We start from the raw sequence: 17071 nt of genomic DNA, 5'->3' as shown, positions 1-17071 counted from the left end.
GGGACCGGCAGCGAAGGAGACAAACATGACGACAAGGCAGATCGACCGATTCGCGGAGTCAGTGGGCCTGGCGGGTAAGGGCTACGACGAGCTGTGGTGCTGGTCGGTCGAGCAACCGGCCGCGTTCTGGCGCGGCGTCTGGGACTTCTACGGACTCTCCGACCGAGCCGCCGACGCCGACGGAAAACCGTTGGGCCCCGACAATTCCGACGTCCTGGCCGATGCGTCAATGCCGGGGGCCCGCTGGTTTCCCGCGATGCGGCTCAACTACGTGGATCAGGTTCTGGCGCATGCCGATCGGCCGGGTGCGGCGATCATCGGTGTCACCGAGGACGGCGAGCGCCGCGAACTGTCCTGGTCGCAACTCGCCGATCAGGTGTCCCGGCTCGCGGGCACCCTCGAAGACTGCGGGGTCGGTGAGGGCGACGTGGTCGCGGCATACTTGCCCGACATCCCGGAGACGGTGGTGGCCTTCCTCGCGACGGCCACGCTGGGCGCCATCTGGTCGGGTTGCGGTCAGGACTACGCCGCCGAGGGTGCGGCCGCCCGGCTGGGACAGCTCCGGCCCAAGGCGCTGTTCACCTCGACCGGCTACCGGTTCAACGGCAAACCCGTCGACAAGAACGCCGACAGCGCCGAACTCGCCGGTCTGCTGCCCGGACTCGCCGCGCACATCGTCGTCACGCCCGTCGGCGGACCACCCGCACCGGCCGGGGTGCGCAGCTATTCGGACGCGGTGCGCGGCGACAGGCAGGTCACCCCCCGGCCCGTCGCATTCGATCATCCGCTGTGGGTGCTGTTCAGCTCCGGCACCACCGGCAAACCGAAAGGGATCGTGCACGGTCACGGCGGAGTGGTGCTCGAACACCTGAAAGCCGCGGGACTGCATTGCGATCTGGGCGACGGTGACGTCTTCTTCTGGCATACGGCGCTGAGCTGGATGATGTGGAATTTCCAGGTCGCAGGTCTGCTCACCGGTGCGACAATCGTCACCTACAGTGGCTCGCCGCTCTACCCGGATGCCGACCGGCTGTGGCAGCTGGTCGAGTCCGAACACGTCACCTATTTCGGTACCAGCCCCGCGCAGTTGCGGGCCTCGCAGAAGGCCGGCCTGGTGCCCGGACGCGATCACGACCTGTCCGGACTACGCACGCTCGGCAGCACCGGATCCACCCTGGCGGCCGATCTGTTCGACTGGGTCGATGCCAATGTGTCTGCCGGACTGCCGATCTCGTCGATCAGCGGCGGCACCGACGTGGTCTCGGCGTTCGCCGGCGGCAGCGCCGGGGTTCCGGTGGTGGCCGGTGAGCTGTCGGTGCGCTATCTGGGTGTGGCACTGGACAGTTGGGCCCCGGACCGCACTCCGCTGATCGGTGAGGTGGGGGAGATGGTGATCACCGCGCCCATGCCGTCGATGCCGGTGTACTTCTGGGATGATCCCGATGGAAAACGTTATCGATCAGCCTATTTCGATCATGAGTGGGAGGGTGCGGCAGAAGAGGTGGTGTGGCGGCACGGGGACTGGGTCACCGTCACCGGCCGCGGATCACTGGTCATCCACGGCCGCAGCGACGCCACCCTCAACCGGCACGGTATCCGGATGGGATCGGCCGACATCTACGAGGTGGTCGAGGGATTCGACGAGGTCACCGAGGCTTTCGTCCTAGGCGTCGACGGTCCCGACGGCAAGTACTGGATGCCGCTGTTCGTCACCCTCGCCGACGGCGCGCGGGTCGACGACGATCTGCGGGCGCGTATCGCGGCTCGGATTCGCACCAGGCTGTCGCCCCGGCACGTTCCCGACGAGGTCATCGAGGTTCCCGGGATTCCGCACACGCGGACGGGAAAGAAGCTCGAGGTGCCGGTGACGGCGATTCTGGCCGGTCGCAGCGAGGTCAATCTCGACCCGCGGTCGGTTGACGACTACTCGCTCATCGACTTCTACACGCGGCTCGGGCACGACCACAGCTGGTGAACGCAGGCTGCCGTTCTCCGTGTCGGGTGTACTACCGTGGAACGAGGTCCATTGCGCTCACCGCGGGGGGCGACCACAACCGAGCAGGAGATCAGAGACCATGTCGTATCAACCAGGTGGTGGCTACGGGCAGCAGCCCGGTGCCTCCGGTCAACCGTACGGGCAGCAGTATCCGGGTTACGGGCAACCGGCGGGAGGGCAACCGACCGGGGGACAGCAGGCGGCGGGCCAGCAGAGCCCGGGTGTTCATGGCGGGAGTATCCATGGCGGGGGACAGCAGCCTCCGCAGTCCTACGGTCAGCCCGCGTACGGGGGGCAGCCGTCCTACGGCCAGCAGCCGCCCGGCCGCTATGACTACGGGGCACAGGCTCCGGTGCAGCCCAGGCCGAGCGCCGGTCTGCCCGCCAACGTGCGGTTGATTCTCGCCGCCGTCGTCGGCGGCCTCGGCGTCCTCACCCTGTTCTGTGGTTTCTTGCCGGGAGTACGCGAAGGCAGTGCGTCGATTCCGGTATTCGGTGCGGCCTCGCAGTTCGCGGCCCCGTATCTGGCGATCGTCGTTGCCGGCCTGCTTGCGCTGACGTTCTTCCTGCCCGGTGACAAGACGCCACCGGTCGCAGTCGTCACCGCGCTGACCCTCGGGGGAACCGTCGTCGCTTTGTTCGCGATGATCTCGAAGGGCGATTACGCCCCCGACACCGGCGCCGGCGCGATCATTCTGCTGGTCGTGGGCGTCCTGATGTCGATCGCGGCCGTGCTGTGGCTGCTCGTCGACTCCGGTCTGGTCAAGACCGCCGATACCGCAACCGCTGCGCCCGGCGTTTCGTCCGCGCCCGGAGTTCCGAATGTCCCCGGCACGCCCGCGGCACCCGGCGATTCTTCGGGGTACGCAGCTCCGTCGGCGCCCGCCCCGTCGTCGTCGGATCCGCAGTCTTACGGCAGCTACGGCACCTACGGCGCCACCCAGTACAGCCCGTCGTACGGGCAGGGCGCGCCGGGCGGGGGCAAATCGCCGGCCGATCCGGCAGCACCGTCGAGTGGTCCGTCCTACGGTGGTTACCCCAACACGCCGGGAACCGGCAGCACACCGGGTTCGGACAGTACGACCACGGTGTTCAACAATCCGGGCCGGTCCGGTGGTGGTCAGCCGGGTGGGGGGCAGCCCGGTGGGGGGCAGCAGAGCAACTTCTCCTCCGGCCCGGGGTACGGCGTCTGACGTGCCGTCTCTGACGGTGTAGTCGACCGCGGTAGCCACAACCGCGGTAGCCACAGGCCAAAAGCAGCGAGGGTTCGCCTTCCGGGCGGCCCTCGCTGCTGCTATGTGGTCGTGTTGCGCAAGACGCAGTCGGGGCGTGTGGTGACAGTGTGATTTTTGGGATTGGTGCGGCGCGTCGGGCGGATGTTGCCAGCGGGACGTGCCAGTCTCGAAGGCGATGGCAACTCGAACGGCAACCCGGACCGACAACCTCGCATCGCGCCTGAGGCAGACCCGACGCGACAATCGCGCGCGGCGTCTCGCGGCCGACGGGTCGCCCCGTGAACTGCTCATCGTCGCATTCGGCCTGCCACTGATCACGCTCGTCGTGCTGCTGGTCCTCATCGTCGCGACGCTCCTGCTTGCGGGATCGGACATCGGCGGGCTCACCGGCACCCTGGGTGCTGCCTGGCTGGCCGTGCATCAGGTGCCGATCTCATTGTCCGGAGTCACGATCGGCGCGCTGCCGATGCTGCCGACGTTGCTCGTCGTCGCAGGCACCGCGGCAGTGGTCAGGTCGGCGGGCCGCGACCGCGAGGTGCGCGAACTCGGAGCCATCGCCGCCGCGGCCGTCGGCGGGCCGCTGGTGTTCACCGCGATGGCCGTGGCCGTGGTCATGGACGGGGCGAGCACCTCGCAGATCCAGAGCCCCGACGCACTGTCGGCATTCGCGTACACGCTGCTGGTGCACGCCGTGGGCGCCGGGGTCGGCGTGGGCACGACCTCCCGCGAACCGCTGCGCCGGCATGTCGCGGTCAGCGCCGCGGACCGGACGGGGCTGCGTTTCGGCGTGGTGGCGCTGTTCGCGCTGCTCGCGGCCGGCGGAGTCGTCGTGACGGTGCGGTTGATCCTCAACTGGGATCAGCTGGGGGCCCTGTTCGCCGGCGGTTACGACTTCGACGGCTACCTCGGCCTGGGCACGCTGTCCGTGCTGTATCTTCCCAACCTCGTCATCGGCGCGGCCGCGGTCCTGGTGGGCGCGAATGCGCAGGTCGGAACCGCTTCCGTCGACCTGATGACGGTCACCGGCGGCGATGTGCCACCACTGCCCGCGCTGGCCGCGCTGCCCGCCGACGGTCTGGGCACCATCGGTGCGGTCGGCTTCGCGGTGCCCGCGGTGATTGCGTTGTTCGTCGCCGTCCGGTGCCGGTCGGCCGATCCGCTCGCCCACTTCCGCGCGGTCTGTGTCGCCGGTGCGGTCGCCGCCGCGCTGATGACAGTCCTCGCCGAACTGGCCGGTGGCCGGGTCGGTGAACTCGGGGAGGTCGGTGTCACCCCCGTGATCACCGGTACGTACACCCTGGGGTGGATCGTCCTCGTGGGCGGGCTCGTCGTAATCGTCAACGCCATGCTGCCGTCGGTCCGTGCGGCTCGGGCCGCCGTCCGCGGTACCGGAAAGACCGCGTCGAGGCCGGATAGCGACCAGCCGGAGTCGGACTGGGACGATCGGGATTGGGACGAGCAGGACTGGTACGAGCAAGACGAGGTAGGGGACCCCGATCCCCGCGTCGACCAGGATGACGCCGAATCCGGCGACGAAGAATCCGGCGACAAAGAGTCTGGTGACGAAGAATCCGAGGACGAGCCCGGTGACGGCGGGCCTGCTGCCGAGTCGCCCGAGAACCGGGACGTCGACGATGCGTCCGCATACGACGGGGCGGCATTCAAGCTCGGTGAGATGGACCTCGACGAGTACGACACCGAGCACGCCATCAGCCGCAAGCTCCTCGATCGGATGTGAACGCCGGATGTGAGCGTTGGGCCGGTGCGCGCCCGGCGACCTGGCGGCAGGCCGCATTCGGGTCACCACTAGGCTGGCACGGGTGAGTGCAGCCCCAACAGGATCGTCGGCGGTGCCGTCGTCGCCGGCGGTGTCGTCGCAGGTTGCGCCTATCACCGGTCGGTCTGCTCGGGTCGTGGTGCTCGCCTCCGGTGCGGGGTCGTTGCTCGCCGCGCTGATCGAGCGTTCACGCAGGCCCGGGTCGGTGTTCGAGGTGGTGGCTGTCGGAGTCGACAGGGATTGTGCTGCCGTCGAGATCGCGCGCGAGGCCGGCATCGCGTCATTCACCTGCCGCGTCACCGACCACCCCGATCGCGGTGTCTGGGACGACGCGTTGCGCGACCGGACCGAGCAGGCCGAACCCGACTGGGTGGTGACCGCCGGTTTCATGAAGATCCTCGGACCACAGTTCCTGGCCCGTTTCGGCGGCCACATCGTCAATTCGCATCCCGCGCTGCTGCCGTCGTTTCCCGGCGCACACGGGGTGGCCGACGCCCTCGCGCACGGCGTGAAGGTCACCGGGACAACGGTTCACCTCGTCGACGACGGCGTCGACACCGGACCGATCCTGGCTCAGCGGGCCGTCCAGATCGCCGACGACGACACCGCCGACACCCTGCACGAACGGATCAAGATCATCGAGCGCGAACTGCTCGCAGACATGGTGACCGCCCTGGTCGCCAAAGGTGTTGTCATCGAAGGACGAAAGGCCCGCATCCCGTGAACGCTCCTCTCTCAGCCGACGGCCGCCGACCCATCCGCCGGGCGCTCGTGAGTGTCTACGACAAGAGCGGGCTGCCCGAACTCGCCGCAGCCCTGCACGCGGCGGGGGTGGAGATCGTCTCCACCGGCTCCACCGCCAAGACCATCGCCGACACCGGCGTCCCGGTCATCGAGGTGTCCACCCTCACCGGATTCCCCGAATGCCTTGAGGGACGGGTCAAGACGCTCCATCCCAAGGTGCACGCCGGCATCCTCGCCGACACCCGCAAGGACGATCACCTGAGCCAGCTCGCCGAGCTCGGTGTCGAGGCCTTCGAACTAGTCGTGGTCAACCTGTACCCGTTCACCCAGACGGTGGCTTCCGGTGCCTCGCCGGACGAGTGCGTCGAGCAGATCGACATCGGCGGACCGTCGATGGTGCGCGGTGCGGCCAAGAACCATCCGTCGGTGGCTGTGGTGGTCAACCCCGGTGACTACGACGACGTGACCGCGGCCCTCGGCGCCGGCGGCTTCACCCTCGCACAGCGTAAGCAGCTGGCGGCCAAGGCTTTCCGTCACACGGCCGACTACGATGTGGCCGTCGCGTCGTGGATGTCGAGCGTCGTGGCGCCGTCGGAGGACGGCAGCGTGTTCCCCGAATGGGCCGGAGCGAGCTGGGAACGCAAGGACGTGCTGCGGTACGGCGAGAACCCGCACCAGGCCGCCGCGCTCTACCAGTCGGTGCACGCGCCGTCGGGTCTGGCCACCGCCGAGCAACTGCACGGCAAGCAGATGAGTTTCAACAACTACACCGATGCCGACGCCGCCTGGCGCAGCGCCCACGACTTCGACGGTCCCGCGGTGGCGATCATCAAGCACGCCAACCCCTGTGGCATCGCCGTCGGTGCCGACATCGGCGAGGCGCACCGCAAGGCACACGCGTGCGATCCGGTCAGCGCGTACGGCGGCGTGATCGCGGCCAACCGCGAGATCACCGTCGAGATGGCCGAACAGGTCGCCGAGATCTTCACCGAGGTGCTTATCGCTCCCGGTTTCGCCGACGGCGCGCTGTCGGTGCTCACCCGCAAGAAGAACATCCGCGTGCTGCGGGCGGTGCCGCCTACGCCGGGTGGGGTGGAGACCCGTCCGGTGTCCGGCGGCCTGCTGATCCAGCAACGCGACGTGATCGACGCCGAGGGCGACGACCCGGCAAACTGGACCCTCGCCGCCGGTGACCCGGCCGACGCCGACACCCTCGCCGACCTCGAATTCGCCTGGCGCGCATGCCGAGCCGTCAAGTCCAATGCCATCCTGCTGGCATCGGGCGGCGCGTCGGTGGGCGTGGGCATGGGCCAGGTCAACCGGGTCGATTCGGCGCATCTGGCCGTCAACCGGGCGGGGGAGCGCGCCCAGGGCAGCGTCGCCGCCTCCGACGCATTCTTCCCGTTCCCCGACGGCCTGCAGGTATTGATCAACGGCGGCGTCAAAGCCGTTGTACAGCCCGGTGGTTCGATCCGTGACACCGAGGTGATCGCAGCTGCCGCAGAGGCCGGAGTCACCCTCTACCTCACGGGCGCCCGCCATTTCGCCCACTGATCGTCCGGCCGTGCCCCGGTCGGGTGCCTCGGGTCACCGGACCCCTCGTGACCCTCGCTCGTTCCTCGCATCGGCCTCGGGGATCAAGAATCCTCCCGCCATCTTGATCGCTGAGGGTCCTTGCGCTCTCGTGGTGGGTGAGGGCTTTCCCGTCATCTTGATCCCTGAGGAGCGGTCTGCGAGCTTGCGAGCCGACCGCGACGCGTTGGGTCCGGTGACCCTCCGCTCTCAACGCGGCCACCTCCTATGAACCCGGTCACCGAATTCATCTTCCTGCTCGCCGCGGGTTTCGGGGCCGGGCTGATCGGTTTTGTGACGGGTCTGGCGTCGGTGGTGAGCTATCCGGCGCTACTGGCCGTGGGCCTGAGTCCGGTGGCGGCGAACGTCACCAACACGGTGTCGGTGGTGGCGGTCGGTATCGGCAGCACCTCCAAGGCGGGAAAGGCGCTGTTCGACGGTGAGCGGCGCCGCACCTGGTCGGGCATCGCCGCATCACTGATCGGCGGTGTCATCGGCGCCGCGGCGCTGCTGCTCGGCTCCGAGGACTCGTTCGAGATCATCGTCCCGTTCCTGGTGGCGATCGCCGCCCTGGCGCTGCTATGTCAGCCCGCGTTGCGCAGGATCGCCACGCACGAGGATCGGCCGTGGCTGTTCTTCCTCGGGATGCTGGCCATCTCGGTGTACGGAGGCTACTTCGGCGCCGGTGCCGGAATCATGGTGCTGGCGCTGATGCTGATCGTCACCAGTGAACCACTGTGGAAGGCAGCACTTTCCAAGTCACTGTTCCTCGGCATCTCCAATACAGTTGCCGCCGTGGCCTTCATGATCTGGGGCCCGGTCGACTGGTGGGCGGCACTGGCGATGGGCATCGGCTGTTTCGCCGGCGGCTGGTGCGGCCCGCCCGTGGTCAAGCGGCTGCCCGAACGCCCGCTGCGCATCACCATCGGCATCGGCGGCCTGCTCCTGGCCGTCTGGCTCGCTGTCCGCTGAGGTCTGCGGTTGCGGCCGGGTTCGTCGGGACCCGGCCGCACCGCGTCGGGTGTGGTGCACCCATCGCAGTGTGACTGACATCGCCCGGCGGCGCGGACATTACTTCACCGCGAAGTTAACTCTGTCCCTCGTCCTTCCATCGGACTACATCTTCTCGGGTGAGTCTGACTTCTGAACCGCTGCTCGACGCCGCGGCACCGCCCGCACCGGGCCGGGCCGACGCGTCCTCGCGTCTGCGGACCCTGGGATCCCAATGGGGACTGCCGCTGCTGTCGGTGGTGGTGTTCCTGATCGTGTACCAGCTCGTCGCCATCAGCGGCATCTGGAGCGAAACCTTCGTACCCAAGATCGGCACGGTCTGGGACGCCTTCATCGACTTGTCGACCACGCACGACGGGGTGCGCGGGTACGCCGACTACTTCTGGTGGGAACACCTGTACATGACGTTGCGCAGGGTACTGGCGGGCGTGGTGATCGGTGTGGTCGCCGGTGTGCTGCTGGGTCTGGCGATGGGTTCGGTCACCTGGCTGCGCCGCTTGCTGGAGCCGTGGCTGACGTTCCTGCGGGCGCTGCCGCCGCTGGCCTACTTCTTCCTGCTGGTGATCTGGCTGGGCATCGACGAGTCGCCCAAGGTCACGCTGTTGGCACTGGCCGCGCTGCCGCCGGCGGCGGTGGCCACCACCGCGGCCGTCAGTGCCGCGCCGGTGGCGCTCATCGAGGCGGCCCGGGCGCTCGGCGCCTCCCGCACCGAGGTGATCCGCGATGTCGTGGTGCCCGCCGCGCTGCCCGAGACGTTCACCGGTATCCGGTTGGCCGTCGGCATGGCGTACTCGTCGGTGGTGGCCGCCGAACTGTTCAACGGCATCCCCGGAATCGGTGGTGTGGTCAAGGACGCCAGTAATTACAACAACACCCCCGTCGTCCTGGTCGGCATCGTGCTGATCGGTCTGTCCGGTCTGATCATCGACGGGGTTTTGCGAGCAATCGAGCACCGTGCGGTGCCATGGCGTGGAAAGGCCTGAAATCCAGTGATCATCAATAACTTCCGGCGGCTCGTCGCGATCCTGTCCGCCGTGCTGGTGGCCGCACTCGCACTCGCGGGTTGCTCGGTCGACCGGTCCGGCGAGGACAAGTCCAAACCGACGATCCGCCTTGCGTACCAGTCGTTCCCGAGCGGCGACCTGATCGTCAAGAACAACAAGTGGCTCGAAGAGGCACTGCCCGATTTCAACATCAAGTGGACCAAGTTCGATTCCGGTGCCGACATCAACACCGCGTTCGTCGCCAAGGAGGTCGATTTCGCGGCGATCGGCTCAAGCCCGGTGGCGCGCGGATTGTCGGCGCCGCTGAACATCCCGTATCAGGTGGCCTTCGTCCTCGACGTCGCCGGCGACAACGAAGCCCTGGTGGCGCGCAACGGAACCGGGATCAACACGGTCGCGGACCTGCGCGGCAAGCGGGTGGCCACCGCGTTCGCCTCGACAGCCCACTACAGCCTGCTCGCCGCACTCGCGCAGGCCGGGCTGACCGTCAAGGACGTCAACCTGATCGACCTGCAGCCGCAGGCATCGCTGGCCGCGTGGCAGCGAGGCGACATCGACGCCGTCTACACCTGGCTGCCGACGCTCGACGAATTGCGTAAAGACGGCAAGACCCTGATCGCGAGCCGGGAGCTGGCCACCGCCGGCAAACCAACCCTCGACCTCGGGGTGGTGTCGTCGGCGTTCGCCGAGAAGAATCCGGATGCCGTCGACGCCTGGCGCAAGGTACAGGCACGTGCCCTCGAACTGATCAAGTCCGATCCCAAGGCGGCCGCCGAAGCCGTTGCCGCGCAACTGGGTACGACCCCCGAAGATGCCGCCAACCAGCTCAAGCAGGGTACCTACCTGACGCTGGCCGAGTTGACCTCACCCACTTGGCTGGGCACCGAGAACGCACCGGGCAACGTGGCCCAGAACCTGCAGAGCGCCGCGCAATTCTTGGCCGACCAGCAGCAGATCCCATCCGCCCCGGCCCTGGACGTCTTCCAGAAGGCCATCTATACGAGAGGATTGCCAGATGTCCTCAAGCAGTAAGACGAAGGAGACGCCCACTCGGGCGTCTGTCCCGACTGCCGCTCCTGCTCCGTTCGCCGGCGGGCGCCCAGGATCGATCAGCCTGCGCGGGGTTTCGCAGATCTACGGCAACGGCGCCGACAAGGTGACCGCCGTCGGCCCCGTCGACCTCGAAGTGGAGCCGGGCGAGTTCCTGGTCCTTGTCGGTGCGTCCGGCTGCGGCAAGTCGACACTCCTGCGGCTCATCGCCGGGTTCGAGCAACCCGCCGAGGGCGATGTCGAGATCTCCGGTGGCACAGCGATTCCCGGGACCACCGCGGGAGTGGTGTTCCAGCAGCCGCGGCTGTTTCCGTGGCGCACCGTCGGCGGCAATGTCGACCTCGCGCTCAAATATGCTGGGGTGCCGAAGGATCAGCGGCCCGCCCGCCGCAGGGAACTGCTCGAACGGGTCGGTCTCGTCGACGTCGACAAGCGCCGCATCTGGGAGATCTCGGGCGGCCAGCAGCAGCGGGTGGCGATCGCCCGGGCGCTGGCGGCGGAAACCTCCCTGCTGCTTCTCGACGAACCGTTCGCCGCTCTCGACGCGTTGACCCGCGAACGTCTGCAGAACGATCTGCGAACGGTCAGTGTGGAATTGGGACGCACCAATGTGTTCGTCACCCACAGCGCCGAAGAGGCCGCCTTCCTGGGCACCCGGATCGTGGTGCTCACCAAACGGCCGGGCCGCATCGCCCTCGACATCTCCTCGCCGATCCCGCGGACCGGCCTGAGCGCCGAGGAACTGCGTGACTCACCCGAGTACACGGTTTTGCGCACCCAGGTGCACGAGGCCATCAAAGGTGCTGCCGAATAACACCATTCACGCTGCCGGTCCCGCCCTGTGCGGGGCCGGCGGCCTTTGTAGGACAGAGGAGTCCGATGACCGCAGTGACACCGACAGCCGTAACCACCCCGACCGGCCGGGCGGCCGTGTTCTCCGGCGTCGAGTTCGACATCGACGAGTTCGGCCCGCGTTTCGGCGCCGAGATCCGCGGTGTCGACGTCGCGTCGGCCTCCGACGACCAGGTGCGCGCGATACGTGCGGCGCTGGTCAACTACAAGGTCATCGTCTTCCGTGACCAGCAGCTCGACGACGCCGCCCACATCGAATTCGGCCGTAGACTCGGCGAACTCACCTTCGGCCACCCCGTCTGGAACAGCGGCGACGTCCCCGCCGAGGTGTACTCCCTCGACAGCGCCGACAACGGTTTCGCCGACGTCTGGCACACCGACGTCACCTTCATGCAACGCCCCCCACTTGGCTCGATCCTGCGTCCGGTTGTGTTGCCGCGCAACGGCGGCGACACCAACTGGGCCGACGCCGAACTCGCCTACGAATCACTGTCGGAACCGATGCGCCGCCTGATCGACGGCCTGACCGCCGTCCACGACGGCAACCGCGAATTCGGCTACTACCTCAAACAGCGCCGAGAGGGACGCGGAAATGTCTGGGACGGAAAGGAAGTCACCGAGCTGACCCCCGTCCGCCACCCCGTGGTGCGAGTCCACCCGGAAACCGGCCGCAAATCCCTCTTCATCAACCCCGGCTTCACCTCCCACATCGACGGCGTCTCCGACGCCGAAAGCCGCGGCATCCTCGACCTCCTCTACGCCCACCTCACCAAACCCGAACACATCGTCCGCCACCGCTGGCGCCTGGGCGACCTGGTCCTCTGGGACAACCGCAACACCGCCCACTACGCCAACCGCGACTACGGCGACGCCCGCCGCCTCATGCACCGCATCACCCTCCGAGGCGACATCCCCGTCGGCCCGTAGCGCTGATCGGTTGTGGTTCCGGGTCGCCTACCGCAGACTCCGACGGTGCGGATAACGTCCGTGTTTGCCGATCCTGACGGGCACAGTTCTCTAGGCCCTACACCCTGATTGCGTGTCATAGCCGACGATGACCAGTATTCTGCGCAGTTGTTTCCCGTCGGTGTCGGTGATGGTCATAGGACGTTCGCGAGTGCTGCGCCCGATGCTTCAGTGTTGAGGTACCCATCGATGCCGTGGTGGAGGAGTCCTCCGATATCGACGAGACGGTCTTCGATCGGCCGGCGCCCCTCGGGCGGCGGAAACAGCGGACTGAGGTCTTTTCGTAGCGCGACTACGTCGTTGGGGTCGGCGATGTTGACCCACCGGGTCACTTCGCCCGGCCAAATGCCGCCGCCGGAGCCGGGAGGTGGCGTCAGACGGTCGAAAATCACGTTGCGGATCCCCAACGGTGAACCGAATGTGATCAGTAGCTCGATATTCTTCGGTTGGTATTTACACAGATATTCGTAGGCGACGACCGATCCCAGCGAATGTCCGATCAAGACACGAGTGTCGTCAGTGACGCGATCGTGTACTCGGGTGAGTACCTCGTTTTTGACCGTGCTGTTGTTGATGAAAAGAACTACCTGTTTGAGGTTGCCGATGAACGCGCGTTCCGGGACCAGGCCGGCGAACGTCTGTGAGCGCAGCAGTCGCTCGACCATCATCTGCACAGCGACGCGCGCCGGCCCCAATGCCCCTGCCGGTGGTCCCAGGGTGGGCTCCTGCTCCAAGGCGCCGTTGTACAGGTCGGTCAGCAACTCGATCTCAAGATCGGATGCCAGGTCGTAGGGGGTGTAGGGCGGCATATCGCCCAGCGCGCCCGCAGGAAGGAACAGTCGACCGAAGAAGCTGACCGACAGATCGTCATCGGCAAAGCGTTCAGACTTCGACCGGTGCCCCGCAGCGATCAGCCCGTCGCGCAATGGCGGTAACCACGCAGCGCGTAGTTGGTTCTCGCCGGAGCGCTGCTGACCTATCCCGTGAACACCTACCACGACTGCCATACCGTGAAGTTCTATCACGATCGGACGGCGGCTGTTCAGATTTGAGTGGGCAGCCCGTGTGGCGCGTCGGGCCGGGCCTTGGTGGGAAGGAGTCGGATAGGGGCCACCTTGCGAATACTCAGTGTCGAAGATTTGTTCCCTCCTGTAGCAACAACCTTTTAGATCGAGTAGCAAACTATTGCTTAGCAGCGTCTCGCCAGGCGTGGGAAGAGCGTTCCGGGTTGTTCCTCAACCAGGTGGTTGACAATGATGGGCATGGGGTGTTGACTCTTATTCAACCGAAGGGTTGAGGAAGGTTGGCAAAGGGAAACGGAGTGATGGCGGACCAGCTCTCGAAGGTGTTCGCCGCACTCGCTGACCCCACCCGGCGCGACATCGTCGCCCGGCTGACGGTCTCCGATGCGACGGTCGGCGAGATCGCGGAGCCGTACGACGTCAGTCTGCAAGCCGTTTCCAAACATCTGAAGGTGCTCGAGGACGCGGGACTGGTCTCGCGGACCCGGGAGGCGCAGCGGCGGCCGGTTCACTTGGAAGCGGAGGTATTCGACCTCATGACCAAGTGGATCGAGCGGTATCGCAGGCAGGCGGAGGAGCGATTCGTGCGCCTCGATGCCCTGCTCGACGAGATGAACGGCGTCGACGACGACGCGGACACCACCACCGAACGCGACGCGGGCTGATCGTCGTCGCGGCACCAGAAGGGCATTCTCATGACCACCTCCACCCGCTATCCGCAAGCAGCTATCGAAGCGGACCCGAAGGTCCCGGTTATCCGTATCACCCGCGACTTCCGCGGCACACCGGCGCAATTGCTGAAGGCGCACACCGATCCCGAACTGTTCGTCCGCTGGGTCGGTCCGGACTCCATCTCGTCGACGATCATCGACTGGGACGTGCGCAACGGCGGAAGCTGGCGGTACGTCTCGCGAGACGACAACGGCGAGTACCGCTTCCGTGGCTGCTTCCATTCCGTCTCCGAGGACAAGATCGTGCAGACCTTCACCTGGGAGGAGATGCCCGACGATGTGGCGCTGGAAACCCTGTGGTTCGAGGACCTCGGTGACGGAACCACCCGTCTACATGCCCAATCTCTGTGCGACAGTTTCGAATCCCGTGACGGCTGGCTGGCATCGGGAATGGAGACGGGCGTGAACGACGGCTACGCCGCCATCGACCGTCTCCTCGAATCGGGCGAACTGTGACCGATCTGACCGCACTGTCACCCGCTGACCGGCACCGGGCGGTTGCCGTCGAGTTTGCGAAAGAGATTGCCGCAACACCTGATTGGTCAGCTCCGGCGCCGGTCGACGGGTGGACCGCCCTGGATGTAGTGCGTCACCTCATCGACTGGTTCCCAGGCTTCCTCGCCGGCGGTGGCATCGAACTACCGTCGGCCGGATCGGTCGACGACGATCCCGTGGCGGCCTGGGCGTCGAGAAGCGAAGCTATTCAACAACTTCTGGACGGACCGGACGCCGAATCAGAGTTCACCCACCCGATGGCGGGCAGTCATCGGCTGGCCGATGCCATCGACCGCTTCTACACGGCCGACGTCTTCATGCACACCTGGGATCTCGCGGCCGCATCCGGTCACACCGCCGACCTCGACCCCGCGTTCGCCGAGCAGCTTCTGTCCGGGATGCTCGGTATCGAAGACATGCTCCGGGCATCGGGCCAGTACGGCCGGGCGGTGGCGGTCCCCGCCGACGCCGGCCCCGTCGAGAAGCTGATGGGTTTCATCGGCCGTGATCCCGGGACGTAACAGCCGTTCGAGGTGGACCGATCATGCGTCGAAAGGTCGCCGGACCCTTCGAGACCCTCGCTCCTACGTCGCTTCGGCCTCAGGGATCAAGATGTCGTGTCACAGCCGCTCGATTGCTGGTAGGTGTCGGGTCTCGGGGGTCACGCTGTCGTGCCGTGGCTGCGACTAGACATCTTGATCCGCGTCGTGTCGTGTCGCGGCCGCGACCACACATCTTGATCCCTGAGGGCTGTCGGGCGAGCTTGCGAGCCGACAGCGTCTCGAAGGGTCCGGTGAGACCAGGCTCCCAACCCGGCCCACGGGCCCACGGTGCGCTCATCCACACCTGTCAGGCGTGCAGAGTAGCGTGGGTGGGGTGCCAGAGGAGACCTTCACCGCAACGACCTCGCAACCCACCGAAACCCGACACCCGTCGCCCCGAACCGTGGGTGAACTGCGGGCCAGTGGGCATGTGCAGCGGACCGTCCGCGACGAGATCCGCAACAACCTGCTGACCGCGCTCCGGGAGGGTCGTGACCCGTGGCCGGGCATCGTCGGTTTCGAATCCACTGTGATTCCGCAGCTCGAACGGGCCCTCATCGCCGGTCACGACGTGGTGATGCTCGGTGAGCGTGGTCAGGGCAAGACGCGTGTGCTGCGCACCCTCTCCGGGCTTCTCGACGAATGGACGCCCGTCATCGCCGGTTCGGAACTGGGTGAGCACCCGTACGAACCGATCACCCCGGCCTCGATCCGCCGGGCCGCCGACCTGCTCGACGACCTGCCCATCGGATGGCGCCACCGCAGCGAGCGGTACAGCGAGAAGCTGGCCACCCCCGACACCTCGGTGGCCGACCTCGTCGGCGACATCGATCCGATGAAGGTGGCCGAGGGCCGCAGCCTCGGCGATCCCGAAACCATCCACTTCGGCCTCATCCCACGCGCTCACCGCGGCATCATCGCCATCAACGAACTGCCCGACCTGGCCGAACGTATCCAGGTGTCGATGCTGAATGTGATGGAGGAACGCGACATCCAGGTGCGCGGCTACTCGCTGCGGCTGCCGCTGGACGTCCTGGTCATGGCCAGCGCCAACCCCGAGGACTACACCAACCGCGGCCGCATCATCACCCCGCTCAAGGACCGGTTCGGCGCCGAGATCCGCACCCACTACCCGCTCGAACTCGACGACGAGGTCGCCGTCATCGAGCAGGAGGCCGACCTCACCGCGACCGTCCCCGCGGTGATCCTGGAGACAATCGCCCGGTTCACCCGGTACGCCCGAGACAATCCGTCCATCGACCGGCGTTCCGGTGTCTCGGCACGCTTCTCCATCGCCGCCGCCGAAACCGTCGCCGCCGCGGCCTTGCACCGGGCCACGGTTACCGGGGAGGAAACAGCCGTCGCCCGCATCGTCGACCTCGAGTCGGTGGTGGAGGTGCTGCGCGGCAAGATCGAATTCGAATCCGGTGAAGAGGGCCGCGAACTGGAGATCCTCGACCACCTGATGCGCAAATCGAAGGCCGACGCGGTGCGCGCCCACCTCGGCGGCGTCGACCTGGCCTCGCTGGTGACCGCACTGGAGGAGGGCGACCCCGTCGTCACCGGCGACCGCGTCACCGCCGCAGCTTTCCTGGCCTCCATCCCCGACGTCCCGGTCCTCGATGAGATCGCCACCCGCCTGGACGCCGACACCGAAGGCAAACGAGCCAACGCCATCGAACTGGCCCTCGAAGGCCTCTACCTGACCCGTCGAATAGACAAAGAAGCCGACGAGTCCGGCCAAACCGTCTACGGCTGATCACGTGACAGCCGCGGTGACGAACGACCGACCACACGGCCCGACCCTCGGGGTCGGGGCGAACGCAGCGCGGCCGCATGTCGTGATCCGTGAGGCCGATGCGAGGGTTGTGCGGGCGGGCATCTTGATCCCTGAGGCCGATGCGACGAAGGAGCGAAGGACGCGTTGGGTCCGGCGACATTCCGCGCCTGACGTCACCACCTCAAGGAGCGACCATGGCTGACAAACCGGCACCTCCGCGTCGTTCATTCCACCGCGCCCGCTACCAGCGGTACACCGGCGGACCGGACCCGCTCGCCCCACCCGTCGACCTGCG

Annotated in this window: 15 protein-coding genes; 14 read left to right on the top strand and 1 reads right to left on the bottom strand. The window is 67.0% G+C overall.

Annotation, left to right across the window (positions count from 1 at the left end; translation table 11 throughout):
* Positions 1-25: 25 nt before the first annotated feature.
* The 10 genes from Q0627_RS14155 to Q0627_RS14110 all read left to right on the top strand — a co-directional run bounded on the left by Q0627_RS14155 (position 26) and on the right by Q0627_RS14110 (position 12167).
* A complete protein-coding gene (locus Q0627_RS14155) occupies positions 26-1975 on the top strand; it encodes an acetoacetate--CoA ligase (RefSeq protein WP_298810830.1) in 1950 nt (649 codons plus the stop codon).
* Positions 1976-2075: 100 nt separating this feature from the next.
* On the top strand, positions 2076-3188 hold the full coding sequence (locus Q0627_RS14150) for a DUF5336 domain-containing protein (protein ID WP_298810828.1): 1113 nt from the start codon (positions 2076-2078) through the stop codon (positions 3186-3188).
* Between the two features lie 217 nt (positions 3189-3405).
* On the top strand, positions 3406-4968 hold the full coding sequence (locus tag Q0627_RS14145) for a DUF6350 family protein (protein ID WP_298810826.1): 1563 nt from the start codon (positions 3406-3408) through the stop codon (positions 4966-4968).
* Between the two features lie 130 nt (positions 4969-5098).
* Entirely contained in the window at positions 5099-5731 is a 633-nt protein-coding gene (gene purN, locus Q0627_RS14140; protein WP_298810864.1) for a phosphoribosylglycinamide formyltransferase, read from the top strand.
* The gene (gene purH / locus Q0627_RS14135) at positions 5728-7305 is read left to right on the top strand and encodes a bifunctional phosphoribosylaminoimidazolecarboxamide formyltransferase/IMP cyclohydrolase (RefSeq protein ID WP_291015557.1); all 1578 of its coding nucleotides are present in this window, start codon (positions 5728-5730) and stop codon (positions 7303-7305) included. The genes purN and purH overlap by 4 nt, the downstream gene beginning before the upstream one ends.
* Positions 7306-7551: 246 nt before the next feature.
* The gene (locus Q0627_RS14130) at positions 7552-8295 is read left to right on the top strand and encodes a sulfite exporter TauE/SafE family protein (RefSeq protein ID WP_291015555.1); all 744 of its coding nucleotides are present in this window, start codon (positions 7552-7554) and stop codon (positions 8293-8295) included.
* Between the two features lie 179 nt (positions 8296-8474).
* On the top strand, positions 8475-9317 hold the full coding sequence (locus tag Q0627_RS14125) for an ABC transporter permease (protein WP_298810861.1): 843 nt from the start codon (positions 8475-8477) through the stop codon (positions 9315-9317).
* Positions 9318-9329: 12 nt separating this feature from the next.
* Positions 9330-10370, top strand: a complete 1041-nt coding sequence (locus Q0627_RS14120) for a glycine betaine ABC transporter substrate-binding protein (RefSeq protein WP_291018448.1) — start codon at positions 9330-9332, stop codon at positions 10368-10370.
* Entirely contained in the window at positions 10354-11202 is an 849-nt protein-coding gene (locus Q0627_RS14115; RefSeq protein ID WP_291018445.1) for an ABC transporter ATP-binding protein, read from the top strand. Before Q0627_RS14120 ends, Q0627_RS14115 begins: the two co-directional genes overlap by 17 nt.
* A gap of 65 nt (positions 11203-11267) precedes the next feature.
* On the top strand, positions 11268-12167 hold the full coding sequence (locus Q0627_RS14110) for a TauD/TfdA family dioxygenase (RefSeq protein WP_291018443.1): 900 nt from the start codon (positions 11268-11270) through the stop codon (positions 12165-12167).
* A 173-nt stretch (positions 12168-12340) separates the two neighbouring features.
* Here Q0627_RS14110 and Q0627_RS14105 read toward each other — a convergent pair whose 3' ends face one another.
* On the bottom strand, positions 12341-13213 hold the full coding sequence (locus tag Q0627_RS14105) for a hypothetical protein (protein ID WP_291018441.1): 873 nt from the start codon (positions 13211-13213) through the stop codon (positions 12341-12343).
* Between the two features lie 317 nt (positions 13214-13530).
* Here Q0627_RS14105 and Q0627_RS14100 point away from each other — a divergent pair, with 317 nt between their 5' ends.
* From Q0627_RS14100 to Q0627_RS14085, 4 genes are all read left to right on the top strand, one after another.
* Positions 13531-13893, top strand: a complete 363-nt coding sequence (locus Q0627_RS14100; RefSeq protein ID WP_291018438.1) for a helix-turn-helix transcriptional regulator — start codon at positions 13531-13533, stop codon at positions 13891-13893.
* Positions 13894-13923: 30 nt separating this feature from the next.
* Positions 13924-14415, top strand: a complete 492-nt coding sequence (locus Q0627_RS14095) for an SRPBCC family protein (protein ID WP_291018435.1) — start codon at positions 13924-13926, stop codon at positions 14413-14415.
* Positions 14412-14975: a maleylpyruvate isomerase family mycothiol-dependent enzyme gene (locus Q0627_RS14090; protein ID WP_291018433.1), complete on the top strand. Its 564-nt coding sequence runs from the start codon at positions 14412-14414 to the stop codon at positions 14973-14975. Before Q0627_RS14095 ends, Q0627_RS14090 begins: the two co-directional genes overlap by 4 nt.
* Before the next feature lie 346 nt (positions 14976-15321).
* Entirely contained in the window at positions 15322-16755 is a 1434-nt protein-coding gene (locus Q0627_RS14085; protein ID WP_291018431.1) for a sigma 54-interacting transcriptional regulator, read from the top strand.
* The last annotated feature ends 316 nt before the right edge of the window (positions 16756-17071 follow it).

The organism is uncultured Gordonia sp. (assembly GCF_937858515.1).
Lineage (GTDB): Bacteria > Actinomycetota > Actinomycetes > Mycobacteriales > Mycobacteriaceae > Gordonia.
Note: the sequence above shows the minus strand (reverse complement) of the source record. Positions and strands in the feature narration are given on the sequence as shown.